Source organism: Klebsiella pneumoniae (assembly GCF_000742135.1).
In the GTDB taxonomy this organism is placed as follows: domain Bacteria; phylum Pseudomonadota; class Gammaproteobacteria; order Enterobacterales; family Enterobacteriaceae; genus Klebsiella; species Klebsiella pneumoniae.
The window spans coordinates 2,545,777-2,561,084 of sequence record NZ_KN046818.1 but is presented as its reverse complement, the minus strand read 5'-3'; the positions used below and the strand labels follow the sequence as shown (position 1 = coordinate 2,561,084).

Sequence of the window (15,308 nt, the reverse complement as noted above, 5' to 3'; positions counted from 1 at the left end):
GCGAACTTGTTTAAATTTGATAACCAGATAGCAAAATATTATTAACATTTGAGTTGGTTACATGACAAGATCTTTCCCTGTGGTTGAAAACGCCTTCGCCCCGCAGAAACGGGGCGAAGGTGGTGGTCACCGCGACGGCTAAATATCGAAAAAGACGGTTTCGTTCTCGCCCTGCAGATGAATGTCAAAACGATAGACCACTTCCGTACCGCGAACCTCGCGCTCGGCGATTAAGGTTTTGCGTCTCACCTCCCACTCGATGAGATTCAGCACCGGGTCGCTGGCGTTAGCCTCGTGTTCATCGGCAAAGTACATCCGCGTATTCAGGCCAATATTGATCCCCCGCGCCACCACCCACAGGTTGACGTGCGGCGCCATCAGCCGGCCATCGCGACCGACCACCGGGCCCGGCTTGATGGTTTCAAAGCGCCAAATGCCGGAGGTGAAATCAGAGCAGGTACGCCCCCAGCCGCGGAAGGCCGGGTCGACGGCTTTCTGCTGTTGACGATCGTCAGGATGGTTATAGCGACCCGCGGCGTTGGCCTGCCAGATCTCCAGCAGCACATCGCGGACCGGCGTCCCGGAGCCGTCGATAACCCGGCCTTCAATGGTGATGCGCTCCCCGGCGGTATCGGCGGTAGCAAGGACCGGGCCAAAATTTTTCTCAAAAATATGAAAGCCTGCGGCGTCCGGCGCCAGGCCGATATGAACATAGGGTCCCGCCGTCTGCGAGGCGGTTTCAGGCAGATACTCTTTCATCGGGCGGCCCCCTGAGTGCGATTTTCAAACAGCGTGGCGCGGTGGCCGCGCAGAACAAGGTCGAAGCGGTAGGCCAGACAATCCAGCGGTACGGCGGCGTGCACGTCCAGCTCGGCGATCAGCGTGCGCACGGCGTCGTCATTATTAATAGTCCTGACGATCGGGCACTGCTTAATCAGCGGGTCGCCTTCAAAATACATCTGGGTGATCAGGCGCTGGGCCCAGGCGTCGCCTGAGAGAGAAAAATGGATATGCGCCGGACGCCAGTCGCTGGCCTGGTTGCGCCAGGGGTAGGGGCCAGGTTTGATGGTGCGAAAACAGTAATAGCCGTTTTCATCGGTAAGCACCCGGCCGCAGCCGCCAAAGTTCGGGTCAATCGGCGCCAGATACTGATCTTTTTTATGCCGGTAGCGACCGCCAGCATTGGCTTGCCAGACTTCCACCAGCGTATTTTTCATCGGTCGGCCGAATCCATCGCGCACGTAACCGTGGACGATGATCCGCTCGCCGATCGGCAGGCCTTCTTTGGCATAGTTCAGGATTAGGTCATTATCCAGAGGGCCGAGGTCGTCGCGGCTAAATACCGGGCCGGTGATCTCTGACAGCGAGTTCTGCAGAGAGATGAGGGCGTTTTTTGGCGAGCGCAGGACGCTGGTTTTATAGCCCGGCGCGTAAGCGGGCGGGTGGCTACTGTAATCGCGATGGACAACCTCACGTGGGGACCATTTGTCGTTCATAGGGTACTCCGTGTAGACGGTAGAGGGGCATATTGTTGTAATGTCGCCAGAAGCAGTGTGTGTAAATGCATTGTTAATTTAAAGTGAAATTACCGGGTGTTTTTCATAACTATGGGTTATGTTTTGCGCAATGACCTGGGCCGGCGGCAGGTTATCGCCATCACAGTTTGTAAATTCTTCCCCCCGCCGCGAGGCAGCTTTCCTACACTCCAGGAAGTATTCACTGGAGGTAACACATCATGGCGAACACCATCACGGCTGATGAGATTCGGGAGCACTTTTCGCAGGCCATGTCGGCCATGTACCAGCAGGAAGTTCCGCAGTACGGAACGCTGCTGGATCTGGTGGCTGACGTCAACCTGGCGGTACTGGAAAATAATCCGCAGCTGCATGAACAGCTCGCTAACGCTGACGAGCTGGCGCGCTTAAACGTGGAGCGCCACGGCGCGATTCGCGTGGGCACAGCGGAAGAACTGGCGACGCTCCGTCGCATGTTTGCCATCATGGGAATGTATCCCGTTAGCTATTACGATCTCTCGCAGGCCGGCGTGCCGGTCCACTCCACGGCGTTTCGTCCCATCGACGATGCCGCGCTGGCGCGCAATCCATTTCGGATTTTCACCTCGCTGCTGCGCCTGGAGCTGATTGAAAATCGCGCCCTGCGCGAGCGGGCCGAGGCGATCCTCGCGCGGCGCAAAATCTTCACCCCCCGCTGCCTGGCGCTGATTGCGCAGTATGAAGCAGAGGGCGAATTCACCTCTGCCGACGCGCGCGAGTTTGTCCAGGAGGCGCTGGAGACGTTCCGCTGGCACCGGCAAGCCACCGTCGATGAGGAGACTTACCATGCTCTGCATCGCGAGCACCGCCTGATTGCCGATGTGGTCTGTTTCCCGGGGTGTCATATCAACCATCTCACGCCGCGGACGCTGGATATTGACCGCGTCCAGTCCCTGATGCCGGAGTGCGGTATTGAACCCAAAGCGTTGATTGAAGGGCCACCGCGCCGGGAGGTCCCGATCCTCCTGCGGCAGACCAGCTTTAAGGCGCTTGAGGAGCCGGTGATGTTCGCCGGAGAACACCGAGGCACCCATAGCGCCCGCTTTGGCGAAATTGAGCAGCGGGGCGTGGCGCTGACGCCGAAAGGGCGCGCGCTGTACGATCGGCTGCTGCAGGCGGCAGGAACCGGGAAAGACAATCTCAGCCACCAGCAGCATCTACAGGAGGTGTTTAGCGAATTTCCCGACAGCGAATTTCTGCTCCGTCAGCAGGGGCTGGCCTGGTTTCGCTACCGCCTGACGCCCACGGGTGAGGCACATCGCCAGGCGTTTCGCCCGGGCGACGATCCGCAGCCGCTGATTGAGCGCGGGTGGGTGGTCGCCCAGCCGATTATTTATGAAGATTTTTTACCGGTCAGCGCGGCGGGCATTTTTCAGTCCAATCTGGGCAACGAAACCCAGGCGCGCAGCCACGGGAACGCCAGTCGCGAGGCGTTTGAGGCAGCTCTGGGCTGCCCGGTGCAGGATGAGTTTGAACTATACCGACAGGCGGAGGAGCGCAGCAAACGACGTTGCGGTCTGCTGTAAAATCAGTACCCTGCTGGCATCAGCCTTACAGGGAGCAGGTTATGCAACATCCGTCGAAACCGTTGGCGAAAACCCGTCAGGGAACGCTGGCCGGGAGCGCAGAACAGGGGATTCATATCTGGCGCGGCATTCCGTACGCCGCGCCGCCCGTGGGCCCGCTGCGCTGGCGCGCGCCGCAGCCAGCCGCCCGCTGGCAGGGGGTACGTCCAGCCGAGACCTTTTCCGCCGCCAGCTGGCAGGACATTGACTACTGCCGCGAGCTCGGCGGCGGCGATCCTGGCGCCTTCAGCGAAGACTGCTTATATCTCAACGTCTGGGCCCCGGCCAGCGCAGCGCAGCCGCAGCCGCTGCCGGTGATGGTCTGGCTGCACGGCGGCGGGTTTACCATCGGCGCCGGCAGCCTGCCGCCTTACGATGGCAAAGCGCTTGCCAGCCGCGACGTGGTGGTGGTGACAGTTAACTACCGGCTGGGCCATCTCGGTTTTTTCGCCCATCCGGCGCTGGAAGAAGAGGCGGGCGAACGTCTCTATAATTTCGCGTTGCTCGATCAGATTGCCGCTCTGCAGTGGGTTCAGGAGAATATCCACGCCTTCGGCGGGGATGCCGCCAACGTCACGCTGTTTGGCGAATCCGCCGGGGCGCGCAGCGTGCTGTCGCTAATGGCCTCCCCGAAAGCGAAAGGGCTGTTTCATAAAGCGATTATTCAGAGCGGGTATACGCTACCCGATCTGCCGCGGGAAAAAGCGCTGGACAAAGGGCGCCTGCTGGCGGAACACTTCGCCTTACCGCAAGCCAGCGCTGAGGAATTGCGGGCGATCCCCGCGGAGGCCTTCTGGTCGCTCACCGCGCCGCTGAATACCGGGCCAGCGCCTATTGCCGGAGACGCGGTGCTGCCGCAGCAGATGCTGGAGACCTTCTTTGCCGGCCGCCAGCATCCGATACCGGTGATGATCGGCTCCAATAGCGATGAAGCCAGCGTGATGGCCGTGTTCGGCGTCGATATTGCCGGGCAGATCCAGAAGCTGCGCCGAGAGCGCCGTCTGGGGCTGGGGCTGATCAAACTCCTCTATCCCGGCGTGAAGGGCGATGAAGCGCTGGGGCGGGAAGTATGCCGCGACATGGCCTTCACCACCCTTGGTTATGTAGTGATGCAGGCGCAACAGCGCGTGGGTCAGCCGTGCTGGCGCTACTGGTTTGATTATGTCGCGGAAGCGGAGCATGACGCCTACCCGCATGGGGCCTGGCATGGCAACGAGGTGCCCTACGTGTTTGATAACCTGCGGTTGACCGACCCGGTGCGGCAGTACGCCAGCGAAGCGGATCTGGCCTTCGCCGCTCAGGTCGCTGACTACTGGACGCAGTTTGCCCGCCTCGCCAGCGGCGAGCAGACGCTTTCCGGCGCGGTGCGCTGGCCGGCGTGCCTGCGCGGGCGGGATCGCCTGTTGCGCATTGGCTTGCATAAGCGCGCCGGGTTTAAAGTGGAGAACCGCTTTATGCGCGCCAGACTGGCGCTGTTTCGCCGGGTGATGAAGCATCACGTGACGCTGGAATAAATCCCATAATGCGCAACTGTCGCCACCGACCGGTGGCGACGTTATCTCACATGACCACCACCGGCTTGATCACCTTGCCGGACGCCGAATCGGCGAAGGCCTGGTTGATATCGGCCAACGGATAGCGGGCGATAAGCTTATCGATAGGGAATTTTCCCTGTTTATAGAGTTGCACCAACAGCGGAATAAACAGCGCCGGCACGGCGTCGCCTTCAATCACCCCGACCAGCGATTTTCCCTCCGCCATCAGGTCGTTCTGCACGTTAAGGGTGATATCTCCGGTAAAGCCTACAATCGCCACCGTTCCCAGCGGTTTCACCGCGTGTACGGCCTGCAGAACGATAGCGGAGACGCCGGTCGTTTCCACCGCGTAGTGGGCGCCTTTACCGGTGATTTGTTTAATCACGGCGACGGCATCCTGTTCCTTGCCGTTGATCTGATGGGTGGCGCCCAGTTCGCCCGCCAGGGCGAGGCGGCTGGCATGGATATCCACCGCGATAATCTGTGAACAGCCGGTTAATTTCGCTGCCATGATGGCGCTGAGCCCCACCGCGCCGCAGCCAAACACCACCAGCGATTCGCCGACCACCGGTTTCAGGCGGTTGAGCACCGTCCCGCTACCGGTCTGGATACCGCAGCCCAGCGGGCCGAGCAGGGTGAGATCAACCTCCGGGTCGACCACGACCGCGTTGCTGGCGCGGGTGACCACATACTGGCTGAAAGACGACTGGCCAAAGAACAGGGACAGATCCTGGTCTCCCAGCCGGTAGGGGGTGGTGCCATCCTCGCGTCGGCCGCCAAAATTAAGCGTATTAAAATCTTCGCAAGCCGAAGGGTGGTTGCTTAAACAATTTTCGCAGTGGTGGCAGGCGGCGTAGCTGAGCACCACGTGGTCTCCTACTCTGATGCCGCTAACCGCCTCGCCGACGCTGGCAACGATCCCGGCGCCTTCATGGCCGAGGATCGCCGGCATAGGCACCACCCCGGGGTTGTCGCGCATCACGGCGTCGGTATGGCAGACGCCGGTGGCGACAATTTTCACTAATATCTCGTCCTTCCCCGGCGGGGCGACCTCGACGTCTTTGATGACAAAAGGCTGCTGGTAGCCCAGCGTGACGGCTGCTTTCACTTGCATGGCATGACTCCTGAATGAATTCCCTGGAGAGCGTGGCGGGACAGCCCGAACGGCTCTCCCCTGTTGGCCGCTAACGTGAAGAAAGATAGCGGTTATCGGGGAAAAGTTAGCACCAGGCGCGATGGAAATTTGCGCGAATCGTGCCGAAAAAACGCGCGCGGCGAGGAGCGATACATGGGGTGAATATTCAGCACTGGAGAATAGATTTCCCTTGAATAGTCAGGGGTAAAAAGCGGCAGGCAGCGTGTATGCCCAGGCTACACGTCAGAGGAAATGAAAAAAACAGGCTGTTCCTCTGGACAGGGCTTTTTTACCTTTTTTCTGCTGGCAACAATTGGATTATTAATCGTTTTTGTTTAGAGTGGGCGGAAATTATCACGCAGCGTGATGACGCGTTGCGAATCAATTCACCCGTGCAGAAGGACGCTTTCTCAGGCATGAACCGCAGACGTTTTCTTAAATCTTCCATGGCTGTTGCCGCCGTATGCGGAACGTCAGGAGTCGCTTCCTTATTCAGTCAGGCCGCTTTTGCCGAAGACGCGGGCATTGCCGACGGGCAAACGCGTCGTTTTGATTATGCTGTTCTGCAGGCGATGGCTCACGATCTGGCGCGCCAGCCATGGGGCGGCGCCCCGCGCGATCTGCCGCCGACGCTCGCCAATCTCACCCCGCAGGCCTATAACAGCATCCAGTACGATGCCAACCACTCGCTGTGGAACAATATTGAAGAGCGTAAGCTGGACATCCAGTTTTTCCACGTCGGGATGGGGTTCCGTCGCCGCGTGCGGATGTTCTCTTTAGACGCCAGCACCCAGCAGGCGCGCGAGATCCACTTCCGTCCGGAGCTGTTTAAGTACAATGACGCCGGTGTGGATACCCGTCAGCTGGAAGGACAGTCTGACCTCGGCTTCGCCGGGTTCCGGGTGTTTAAAGCGCCGGAGCTGGCGCGCCGCGATATCGTGGCGTTCCTCGGCGCCAGCTACTTCCGCGCGGTAGACAGCACCTATCAGTATGGCTTGTCGGCCCGCGGTCTGGCGGTGGATACCTTTACCGATACCCCGGAAGAGTTTCCCGACTTTACGTCGTTCTGGTTCGAAACGGTCAAAGGGGACGCCACGGTGTTTACCGTTTACGCGCTGCTGGACAGCCCGAGCATCACTGGCGCCTACAAGTTCACCATCCACTGCCAGGATACCCAGGTTATCATGGACGTGGAAAACCACCTTTACGCCCGCAAGGATATCAAACAGCTGGGTATCGCGCCGATGACCAGTATGTTCAGCTGCGGCAATAATGAGCGGCGGATGTGCGACACCATCCATCCGCAAATCCACGACTCCGATCGGCTGTCAATGTGGTTGGGCAACGGGGAATGGGTCTGCCGGCCGCTGAATAACCCGCAGAAGCTGCAGTTCAATGCCTTCCAGGACAAGAACCCGCGCGGCTTTGGTCTGTTGCAGCTGGACCGTGATTTCTCCCACTACCAGGATGTGATGGGCTGGTATAACAAGCGTCCCAGCCTGTGGGTTGAGCCGCGTAACCAGTGGGGCAAAGGGGCGGTCAGCCTGATGGAGATCCCAACTACCGGCGAAACGCTGGATAATATCGTCTGCTTCTGGCAGCCGGAAAAGGCGGTGAAAGCGGGCGACGAACTGGACTTCCGCTACCGTCTTTACTGGAGCGCGCAGCCGCCGGTGAGCACTCCGCTGGCGCGCGTTCTGGCCACCCGCACCGGGATGGGGGGCTTCCCCGAGGGATGGGCGCCGGGTGAACACTACCCGGATAAGTGGGCGCGTCGTTTTGCCATCGACTTTGTCGGCGGCGATTTGAAGGCGGCCGCGCCGCGCGGTATTGAACCGGTGATCACCCTCTCCAGCGGGGAAGCGAAGCAGATTGAGATCCTCTACGTCGAGCCGTTCGATGGCTACCGGATCCTTTTCGACTGGTATCCGACCACCGACTCAACCGACCCGGTGGAGATGCGTCTGTTCCTGCGCTGTCAGGGAGAAGCCATCAGCGAAACCTGGCTCTATCAGTATTTCCCGCCGGCAGCAGATAAACGAAACTACGTTGACGATCGGATCATGAAATAACCCTGAGTCACCCGACGCCCGCAGGCAGTCCCTGCGGGCCAGAAGAGAGCGCTATGACCGCAGATATCCCAGCAGTACCTGAGTCGATCCCGGTAACCGACGCGCTGACGCTAATCGCCATTGATGAGCGCTACGTTAGCGACCTGCACCAGCTGGTGGTCAAAAACCAGCGCTGGCTACAGCAGTCGCTCAGTTGGCCCGCCGAGGTGCGCAGCGAAGACGAGACCCGCCGCCATGTGCAGGGCAACGTGATGCTGCATCAGCGGGATTACGCCAAAATGTTTTTGCTGTTTCTCGATAAGCAGCTAGTCGGGGTCCTGTCGTTCAATCAGATCGAGCCGCAGAATAAAACGGCCTATATTGGCTACTGGATCGATGAAGAGCACCAGGGGCAAGGGCTGCTTTCCCGTTCATTACAGGCCTTTATCCGCCATTATGCCGCCAGCGGGCTGGTGCGCCGGTTTGTGATCAAATGCCGGGTGGCGAACACCCGCAGCAACCAGGTAGCGTTGCGCAACGGGTTTGTTCTGGAAGGCTGTCTCCGACAAGCCGAGTATCTGAACGGTAGCTATGACGATCAGAATATCTACGCCCGCATTATTGACCGCGATGAGGCATTAAAGCGCGCCTAACAGCGGCGTGCGGGTGATGTGCTGCTGGCCGTCAAGCGTTTTCGGGCCGCGCAGATGAATGGCCTCTCCCTCCTGTGCGGCAATCTGCACCTCGTCATTGATGGAGACCTGGTGCTCAACGATCACATCGCCGATGATGACTGTCCGCCCCTGGATCAGCACATCGTCGTCGAGCAGAATCGGACCACCTCGCAGCTGCGCCTCGCCGCCGACCATCGCCCGATGCTTCAGCAGGCAGTTGCCTTCAATCACCGCATTCTCTGCCACCTGCGAACTGTAGCGTACGGTGGGAATGGCATCCTCTCCGCGACCGGCGATCAGGCGCGCGTTCCCGTATACCCGGGCGTTATCGCACACCCAGACGTCGTTTTCTTCGTTCCCTTCAAGTCTTGCCTGGTCAAACACTTCCGCCCGATGTTCGACAAACGCATGCTCAACGAAGGCATCGCCGTAGATTTGCGCCTGGTGGAGAATGCGCGAGGCGCTGACGGTGGCTCGCTGATAGATCTGCAGGACTTTGTCGCGATCGGCGGTTAACCCGCGCGCGGCAATCACCTGGCAGTGGGGGAGAAGACGCGCCTCGTCGGCAAGGCGACAATAACCGCGCACCTGGCTCTGCGTAACCGTGACGTTGTCACTGATCTGCGCGTGATGGCTGATCTGCGAGGTGTGAATGCAGGCCCGTCCGCCGATGGTGGCCTCATGGCTGACCACGCAGAACCCGGTTAAGCGGGCGTCGTCGCGGATGCGCGCCCCGGCGAAGACCACGCTGTTGACATCGTAGATCCAGCACTCCCCCTGCTGGCTGAGAGCGCATTCCTCATCCACCCAGCCGCCTTCGCTGCCCGCTTTAACGTCAGCGAAATCAATAAGCGCCACGATCTGGCGCAGGGTGACGCTTTGTTTGCCATGCTCTTCCTCATAACAATACTGCCGGGTCTGTTCGCTGAGACGGTATTTACGCATGGCCGATCCTTATTACTTATGGTTAACATAAACATAGCAAAGATCGCCATAGCGCGCGGGATAAGGTTCCTTTAGAATGCAACTTCAAATTAAATTGATATCATCAATAAAATGAATAAAACGCAAACGCCGCGGCAGGTGCTAAACCTGCCGGCGGGTTATTTTGGCATGGTGCTCGGCACTATCGGAATGGGCTTCGCCTGGCGTTACGCCAGCACCCTCTGGCCGGTCAGCCGCAGCATTGGTGATGGGCTGGTGACGCTGGCGATGGCGATGTGGGTCCTGCTCAGCATGGCGTTTATCAGCCGGGCGATCCGCTTTCCGGCGAGCGTGCTGCGGGAGATGCGTCATCCGGTGAGCAGCAGCTTCGTCAGCCTGTTTCCGGCCACCACGCTGTTGGTGGCGATTGGTTTGGCTCCCTGGTGCAGGCCGCTGGCGATCGGGCTGTTTGTGCCGGGCGTGGCGCTGCAGCTCGCCTATGCCGCCTGGCAAAGCGGTGGGCTATGGCGGGGGAACCATCCTCGCGAGGCCACCACGCCGGGGTTGTATCTGCCGACAGTAGCCAATAATTTTATCAGCGCGATGGCCTGCGGCGCGCTGGGATTTTCCGATGCCGGACTGGTGTTCCTCGGCGCCGGGGTCTTCTCCTGGCTGAGCCTCGAGCCGGCGATCCTCCAGCGTCTGCGCAGCGCAGGCGAGCTGCCGACGCCGCTGCGCACCTCGCTGGGGATCCAGCTGGCGCCTGCGCTGGTGGCCTGCAGCGCCTGGCTCAGCGTCAACGGCGGGGAGGCCGATACCTTCGCTAAGCTGCTGTTTGGTTACGGCCTGCTGCAGCTGCTGTTTATGCTCCGTCTGATGCCCTGGTATCTTCGTCAGCCGTTCAATGCTTCTTTCTGGAGCTTTTCGTTCGGCATTTCCGCGCTGGCCACCACCGGTCTGCATCTCGGCCAGGCCAGGGGAGACGGCTTTTTTCATCATCTGGCGATGCCGCTATTTATTTTTAGCAATCTGGTTGTCGGCCTGCTGCTGCTGCGTACAGCGTTGCTGTTGGTCAGCGGGAAACTGTTGCTCCAGGTCGACCGGGAAACACTCCTGAATAAGAAGGAAGGATCATGACAAAGCGTGACGCGGATTATTTTAGTCAAAAATACAGCCTGACCCGCACCCATTCCGAGGTGCTGCATGCCGCGACGATTGTGCCGCCGGGGCGGGCGCTGGATCTGGGCTGCGGCAACGGGCGTAACAGCCTTTATCTGGCGGCGAACGGCTTCGCGGTGACGGCGTGGGATAAAAATCCGATGAGCGTCAACAATCTGGAAAGTATTCGCGCCGCCGAGCGACTGGATAATCTGCAAACGGCGGTGAAAGACCTCAACAGCCTGAGCTTTGACGGCGAGTATGACCTGATCCTCTCCACCGTAGTGATGATGTTCCTCGAGCCTGACACCATCCCGGGCCTGATCGCCAATATGCAGCGCTGCACCGCCGCCGGCGGCTATAACCTGATTGTGGCGGCGATGGATACCGAAGACTATCCCTGCACCGTCGGCTTCCCGTTTGCCTTTAAACCTGATGAGCTTCGTGATTATTACCAGGGCTGGGAGCTGCTGAAATACAATGAGGACGTCGGCGAGCTGCATCGCACCGACGCCAACGGCAATCGCATCAAATTGCGCTTCGCCACCCTGTTGGCGCGCAAGCCTGCCTGATTCGCCGCGGCGTGGGAAGCTGAGCATGGCCCGCGCCGCATTCCCCGCCAGAGCCTGGGCAAGACAGAGACCCGTTGCGGCGAAAATGAGCCTGGAAAACCGCGCGATACCCCTTTTAAGTGATTATTTATTAAAGTAATGTTCAGGCCATCAATATTTATAAATCTTCCTTGACGAAGCCCTTTTTTTGTCACAAAACTAGTGGGTCCTATTTGCTATAACGTCTGCCGAAAAAAAACTGCATTTACAGGGATCTCTCTATGCGTACTCGCGTTTTACTGAAAGTCGCCGCTCTGGCGGGAATATTGGCGTTGACCGGCTGCGCGGCGAAAGTGGCGCAACCGGATCAGTATTCGGGCTTCTTAAAAGATTATTCCAGTTTGAAAGAAACGACCTCTGCCTCCGGCAAGCCGGAGCTGCGCTGGATCGATCCGAACTTCAATCCGGCCAACTATGACAATATCGTTTATCACCCGGTGACCTACTATCCGGTACCGAAGCCGACCACCCAGGTAGGGGAGAAGGCGCTGCAGGATATTCTTAACTACACCAACAAAGAGCTGAAACAGGCTATTTCCGAGCGTAAACCGCTGGCCACTACCGCCGGCAAGCGCAGCCTCATCTTCCGCGGGGCGATCACCGGGGTGGACTCCAGCAAAGAGGGGCTGCAGTTCTATGAAGTGATCCCGGTCGCTATGATTGTCGCCGGCACCCAGGCCGCCACCGGCCATCGTACCATGGACACCGATCTGTACTTTGAGGCGGAGGTCATTGACGCCAGCACCAATAAGCCGGTCATCAAGGTCGTACGTAAAGGGGAAGGCAAAACCCTGGCGAATGAGAATACACCGCTGACCGTCGATACCCTGAAGCAGGTTATCGATGATATGGCGGTCGACGCCGTTAAATTCGATCCCTCTCAGCGTTAATCGTGCCAGCGCCGTCTGACGACGGCGCTGGTTTTCTTCAGCCTCCTCAGGCCAGCCTTCGGCGCAGCAATAGCTGTTCCGGTTTGGCAAACATCACCAGGTTACCCAGCAGGATCAGCGCCAGCCCGATCACGGCGCTGCTGTGCCAGACATACCCTTCATAGACGGTGGAAATGGATAAGGCGACCAGCGGAAACAGCAGCGTACTGTAGGCGGCTTTGCTGGCGCCGATGCGCCCCACGAGAGTGAAATAGGCGCCAAAGGCGATGACCGAGCCGAACAGCGCCAGGTAAAGCAGGGCGCCCAGATAGCTGACGGTCCATTCTGGCATAAAGTTATCGCCGCGCAGCAGAGCGATCGCCCCCATCACCAGCGTGCCGTAGAGCATCGCCCAGCTGTTGGTGGTCAGCGTTTCCAGCCCGCGGCGCTGGTGGCGAATACTGAACATATTGCCGAGCGAAAAACCGTAGGTGCCCAGGGCGCTCAGCCCGATCCCCCACAGCAGCGAGGCGTTCAGTCCGTTGGCCAGCAGGTCGTCCCAGAACAGGATGACGATACCGGCGAGACCCAGCGCGGCGGCGGCCCAGAAGCGGCCCGGCGGCTGCTGGCGAAAAAAGAGAAAGCTGTTGATGGCGTTAAACAGTACCGCCATCGAAAAGATCACCGATTCCAGACCGGTATTGATCCAGGCGGCGGCGGTATAAAAACACCAGAAATTAAAGCAGAAGACGCAGCAGCCCTGCAGCAGGCAGCAGAGATGATCTTTCGCGCCCAGCGGCCGCAGGCGTCGTGTGACGAGCAGAATCGCCAGCATCGTGACGCTAGCTACGGCGAAACGCCAGAAAATCGATACCGGCGCGGCCACCGGTCCCTGTTGTAAAAAAATCGCGATCCACGTTGTACCCCAGATCACGACAACGAGTGCATAGAGTAATGCGTTCACCCTGGTTCTCCTCTACCTGTTGATGGGAGGAGTATGCCGGCTGCCGCCTGCTGCGGCTTTCACCGGTTTGTTGTCGGCTTGCAAATTCTTGCGCTTATTTGCTATCCGCTGGCGGTGAGGACTGGAAACCGCGCCGTAGTCTCCCTAGACTAGGGCTTTTACAGACAATGTGTGAAGACGATGGGTTACGGGACATTTGAAACATTACGGCGACAGAACGCGGTGCTGAAGGGAACCGTGGAGCTGAATTCCGGTATTCAACTGGCCGCCTGGTATAACAATTGCGATACCGTGACGGTGCGCAGCGACCATCATACTTTAAGTCTGTACGTGGCTGATGGCTACGAAAGCTATCAAAAGACGCCGCACGGCTGGAAAAATGGCGGCGGCCCGGATCGTTTTTGTCTGATGCCGAAAGGCGATGAAAGCGTATGGGATATCCGCGGCGATCTGTCGTTTGTGCATCTTTACTGTACCGATGCGCACCTGCGTCGCGTCGGCGAGGAGGTGTGGGACCGCAGCCCGGCGAACTTCACCCTGCAGGAAAAGACCTTCGCCAGCGATGATAAAATCACCGCAGTGTATCGTCAGTTTTTGCTGGCTAACGACTGGCGGCAGCCGGCGAACCAGCTGACCCTCAGCGCCGCCAGCAGCTTACTGCTTACCCATCTGATCCAGCCCTATTCCACCGTGCAGTGGCGTTTGCCGACGGTCACCGGCGGGCTGGCGCCAGGCGTAAAGCGTCACGTACTGGCCTGGATCGATGCTCATCTCGATCAGCCCTTGACCCTGGCCGACCTGGCGCAGCAGGCGGGTCTGAGTGAGTTTCATTTTGCTCGTATGTTTCGTCAGTCGCTAAATATGGCTCCGCATCAGTACGTCATGCAGCAGCGAATGGCGAAGGCGCAAAACCTGATCTGCCATAGCGCGCTGCCGTTAACCGAGATAGCGCTGGCCTGTGGTTTTAGCTCCCCCAGCCATTTCAGCCATCGGGTCAAAGCCGCCACCGGCCTGACGCCCTCCCAGCTACGGGCGGCGCAGCGCGGATAGCACGCCGTAACTCACCCCGCCGAGCACCACGCCCCAGAAGGCGGAGCCAATTCCCGCCAGCGTCACCCCGCTGGCGGTGACCAGGAAGGTTAGCACTGCCGCATCGCGCTCACTGGCCTGATGCACTGCCTGAAACAGACTCCCGCCGATGGTGCCGAGCAGCGCCAGACCCGCCAGCATCTGGACCCACGCCGGCGGCAGGGCCGACATCAGGGCGGTGATTGACCCGCCGAACAGACCGGCCAGCAGATAAAAACCGCCCGCGGCTATGGCCGCCAGCCAGCGCTGGTTCGGATCCGGGTGCGCCTCCGGGCTCTGGCATATGGCGGCGGTGATCGCCGCGATGCAGATGGAATAAACCCCAAACGGCGCCAGCAGTAGTGCCAACCCCCCGCAAACGACGATCAGTGCGGAGACCGGTACGGTATAGCCTGATGCCTGCAGGGTGGCGAACCCTGGAGCGTTCTGCGAGGCCATGGTGACGAGGAAGAACGGCAGACCGACGCTGAGCAAAAGCGCCGGAGTAAACTGCGGGGCGACCCATTCCGGCGTCACAAATGCCAGCGGCACGGCGGCGCTAGCCACGTCCCCGGACGCCGCCGCAATCAGCGCTCCAATCACCAGCGCGGCCACCACGGCGAAGCGGGGCCACAGCGCTTTACACAGCAGCCAGGCGGCGAGCATCCCGCCGCACAGCGGCAGATGATCCTGTAAGCCGGCGAAGGCCTGCAAACCAAACCGTAGCAGGATCCCAGCCAGCATCGCGGCGGCCAGCGAATGGGGAATGATCTTCATCAGCCGGGCAAACAGGCCGGTGGCGCCGCAGATAACGATCAGCGCGTTGGCGAAAATAAAGATCCCCACGGCCTCGGCGAGGGTCACCCCCTGCAGGCCGCTAACTAACAGCGCAGCGCCCGGCGTTGACCAGGCGGTGAGCACAGGAACTTTCCGCCAGGCGCTCAGCGCGAGAGTACTGATGCCCATGGCGAGGCCAAGAGCCGTCATCCAGCCGGCGATCTGCCCGGGGGTAGCGCCGGCCGCGGCGGCGGCCTGCCAGATGATGGCGGCGGAGCTGGCGTACCCCACCAACACGGCGACGAAGCCAGCGAACAGAGTGGGAAGCGGAAGACTAAACGAGCGCATCGATGATTCTCATGTGCGTTATAACATCCATTCACTGTATCATTGTGCGTTATAACGCACAAGCGGTGGTTCGCGC

At 59.7% G+C, this 15,308-nt stretch carries 14 protein-coding genes; 8 read left to right on the top strand and 6 right to left on the bottom strand.

The genetic code is table 11. From position 1 onward, the window contains the following. Positions 1–138 precede the first annotated feature (138 nt). Together pcaG and pcaH are read right to left on the bottom strand one after the other, a co-directional pair. Entirely contained in the window at positions 139–759 is a 621-nt protein-coding gene (gene pcaG / locus DR88_RS13335) for a protocatechuate 3,4-dioxygenase subunit alpha (protein WP_025862146.1), read from the bottom strand. After that, positions 756–1,496, bottom strand: coding sequence for a protocatechuate 3,4-dioxygenase subunit beta (pcaH, locus tag DR88_RS13340; protein WP_016946516.1), 741 nt, complete (start codon positions 1,494–1,496; stop codon positions 756–758). The genes pcaG and pcaH overlap by 4 nt, the downstream gene beginning before the upstream one ends. A 239-nt stretch (positions 1,497–1,735) precedes the next feature. Here pcaH and hglS point away from each other — a divergent pair, with 239 nt between their 5' ends. Then, on the top strand, positions 1,736–3,079 hold the full coding sequence (gene hglS / locus DR88_RS13345) for a 2-oxoadipate dioxygenase/decarboxylase HglS (protein WP_004148567.1): 1,344 nt from the start codon (positions 1,736–1,738) through the stop codon (positions 3,077–3,079). Between the two features lie 41 nt (positions 3,080–3,120). Then, positions 3,121–4,632, top strand: a complete 1,512-nt coding sequence (locus DR88_RS13350; RefSeq protein WP_004148566.1) for a carboxylesterase/lipase family protein — start codon at positions 3,121–3,123, stop codon at positions 4,630–4,632. 46 nt (positions 4,633–4,678) lie between these two features. On the opposite strand, the gene DR88_RS13355 is transcribed toward DR88_RS13350, so the two are convergent. Next, positions 4,679–5,767, bottom strand: a complete 1,089-nt coding sequence (locus tag DR88_RS13355) for an NAD(P)-dependent alcohol dehydrogenase (protein ID WP_002907491.1) — start codon at positions 5,765–5,767, stop codon at positions 4,679–4,681. Between the two features lie 437 nt (positions 5,768–6,204). Between DR88_RS13355 and DR88_RS13360 the strand changes: the two genes are divergently transcribed. Both DR88_RS13360 and rimL read left to right on the top strand, forming a co-directional pair. Beyond that, positions 6,205–7,860, top strand: coding sequence for a glucan biosynthesis protein D (locus DR88_RS13360; protein WP_002907489.1), 1,656 nt, complete (start codon positions 6,205–6,207; stop codon positions 7,858–7,860). 53 nt (positions 7,861–7,913) lie between these two features. Then, a complete protein-coding gene (rimL, locus tag DR88_RS13365) occupies positions 7,914–8,492 on the top strand; it encodes a 50S ribosomal protein L7/L12-serine acetyltransferase (protein ID WP_002907487.1) in 579 nt (192 codons plus the stop codon). Here rimL and ydcK read toward each other — a convergent pair. Continuing rightward, on the bottom strand, positions 8,478–9,458 hold the full coding sequence (ydcK, locus tag DR88_RS13370; protein ID WP_004148564.1) for a YdcK family protein: 981 nt from the start codon (positions 9,456–9,458) through the stop codon (positions 8,478–8,480). The genes rimL and ydcK overlap by 15 nt on opposite strands. A gap of 111 nt (positions 9,459–9,569) precedes the next feature. Here ydcK and tehA point away from each other — a divergent pair, with 111 nt between their 5' ends. From tehA to DR88_RS13385, 3 genes are all read left to right on the top strand, one after another. Next, positions 9,570–10,574 carry a dicarboxylate transporter/tellurite-resistance protein TehA gene (gene tehA / locus DR88_RS13375; protein WP_002907483.1) on the top strand — a complete coding sequence of 335 codons (1,005 nt, stop codon included), beginning with the start codon at positions 9,570–9,572 and terminating at the stop codon, positions 10,572–10,574. Continuing rightward, entirely contained in the window at positions 10,571–11,167 is a 597-nt protein-coding gene (tehB, locus tag DR88_RS13380) for a tellurite resistance methyltransferase TehB (protein WP_002907481.1), read from the top strand. The genes tehA and tehB overlap by 4 nt, the downstream gene beginning before the upstream one ends. 260 nt (positions 11,168–11,427) lie before the next feature. Next, on the top strand, positions 11,428–12,096 hold the full coding sequence (locus DR88_RS13385) for a DUF3313 domain-containing protein (protein ID WP_004184252.1): 669 nt from the start codon (positions 11,428–11,430) through the stop codon (positions 12,094–12,096). 46 nt (positions 12,097–12,142) lie between these two features. Here the strand turns inward: DR88_RS13385 and DR88_RS13390 are convergent, their stop codons facing one another. Further along, complete coding sequence (locus tag DR88_RS13390; RefSeq protein WP_004180146.1) at positions 12,143–13,039, bottom strand: DMT family transporter; 897 nt, start codon at positions 13,037–13,039, stop codon at positions 12,143–12,145. Positions 13,040–13,219: 180 nt separating this feature from the next. Between DR88_RS13390 and DR88_RS13395 the strand changes: the two genes are divergently transcribed. Then, a complete protein-coding gene (locus DR88_RS13395; RefSeq protein WP_025861895.1) occupies positions 13,220–14,089 on the top strand; it encodes an AraC family transcriptional regulator in 870 nt (289 codons plus the stop codon). Here the strand turns inward: DR88_RS13395 and DR88_RS13400 are convergent. Then, positions 14,066–15,232 (bottom strand): benzoate/H(+) symporter BenE family transporter, encoded by a 1,167-nt coding sequence (locus DR88_RS13400; RefSeq protein ID WP_004148561.1) that lies wholly within the window; start codon positions 15,230–15,232, stop codon positions 14,066–14,068. The genes DR88_RS13395 and DR88_RS13400 overlap by 24 nt on opposite strands. Positions 15,233–15,308 lie beyond the last annotated feature (76 nt).